This is a genomic window from Sulfitobacter sp. F26169L, assembly GCF_026410285.1.
GTDB lineage: Bacteria > Pseudomonadota > Alphaproteobacteria > Rhodobacterales > Rhodobacteraceae > Sulfitobacter.
In genome coordinates this window covers 1-238 of sequence record NZ_JAPMLP010000028.1, presented here as the reverse complement: position 1 = coordinate 238, position 238 = coordinate 1, and the positions used below count along the sequence as shown (strand labels likewise).

Genomic DNA, 238 nt, shown 5'->3' with positions numbered 1-238 from the left:
AGCGGGCATTGCCACATTGCTGGACGATGACACGTCGGAAAGCCTGCCCGAGATTTCCGCGCTTCCGGGGCAGGCAAGCGAATCCGGTGATCTGTATTTCGACGTGTTTCTGTCAGAGGCCTCGCTTTCTGACATAACCGTGGAATATCGTGCGGTGCCAGATGGGTCAGCGCTGGTCGATGCGAGCGATTTTGGTTTGCGCTCACCTGCGGACACCTTCACTCTCACGATTCAGGCC

Annotated in this window: 1 protein-coding gene; it reads left to right on the top strand. The window is 57.6% G+C overall.

Annotated elements, in window-relative coordinates:
- Positions 1-238, top strand: a 238-nt coding sequence (locus OS189_RS18625) for a hypothetical protein (protein ID WP_267168829.1), incomplete at both ends; no start/stop codon positions are given.